This is a genomic window from Psychromonas hadalis ATCC BAA-638 (assembly GCF_000420245.1).
In the GTDB taxonomy this organism is placed as follows: Bacteria; Pseudomonadota; Gammaproteobacteria; order Enterobacterales; family Psychromonadaceae; genus Psychromonas; species Psychromonas hadalis.
On record NZ_ATUO01000340.1, the window covers coordinates 1 to 1,163 of the forward strand.

Sequence of the window (1,163 nt, forward strand, 5' to 3'; positions counted from 1 at the left end):
GCACCAATTGATGAACGTTACAAAACCAATTTCAGATTACAAATCACTATTCAAAAACTGAAAATACACAACAGGTTTTAAGGCAGACTAACGCCCAATTAAGCGGACTAAAATTGTTGGCTATAATGTGTAGCGAAGCGAAACTGAGCCAACTATTTTAGTTCCGTTTAAATTGCTTGTTATGTGTTTGCAACACAGCGAACCATTGGTCTCATTATAAAAGTTGTTTCGCTTTGGCATTTACTACAACAAAAAGATAATTCCTGATTCATTCTTAAGTGCAGAAAGTTATTATGGGGAATCAGTTCGCTAGAATCACAGTTTCCACATTGATATTCAAAGACATTTCTACAATATGTGAACTCTTTATCTAATTCTCCAGATTCAATTAAATAACTTTCCTGACAGGATGGAGTTATGCAATTTACTACCTGTGGGGGACGTAAACTATCAATTGGTTTTTTAATGTCAACATGGCATGTTTCACACTTAAAATTGAAAACTGTCCCCATACAACCACCAACAATTATATTACTTCCTTGAAGTTCTTTGAACAATTCAAGTGCCTCGAAAACCTTATTTGTAATAGATGCTTTATCCCCATAAATAGATATATTAGGATTTTCTATTGTAGGTACTGGAAGATGAAGCGCTAGCTTAGATAACGCATTCCACAATTTACTAATATTACGAAGTTTTAGCGCTTTTTGTACCCCTAATTTTTGATACTTTAGAACTTTATATTGCTCTTCAGTTTCGGGTGGCTCATAACCTTTAGGAAGCTTACAAATTTCTACAGTTAAATCTTCATTCGCCATAGCAGAAACATCATCAGATATCTGTTTAACAACATCTTTTGGCTGCCATTTTTTTAAGTCTTTCGGAGATAAATAAGAATATGAGGATTTAAACCTTTCATAGCAAATAAACTCAATTGTCAGTCTGCTTTCTAAAGCAGCATAAGTAAGACTACAATGCGTATCTTCATTGATGAGCTTCTCTATCAATTTTACTCGATTAACTATATTTAACATCATATTCCTTAGAGTAACACTGTAGCTATAAATGACACATAACGCCTCGTTAAGCGGATAAAAATGGTTGGCTATAATCGCGAAGCGATGGCCAACTGTTTTTATTCCGTTTAAACGACTTGTTAGTTG

The 1,163-nt window shown here is 34.0% G+C and carries 1 protein-coding gene; it reads right to left on the reverse strand.

Annotation, left to right across the window (positions count from 1 at the left end):
• Positions 1-179: 179 nt before the first annotated feature.
• A partial coding sequence (locus tag G322_RS0119445; protein WP_211217190.1) for a hypothetical protein occupies positions 180-1,163 on the reverse strand: 984 nt, incomplete at its 5' end.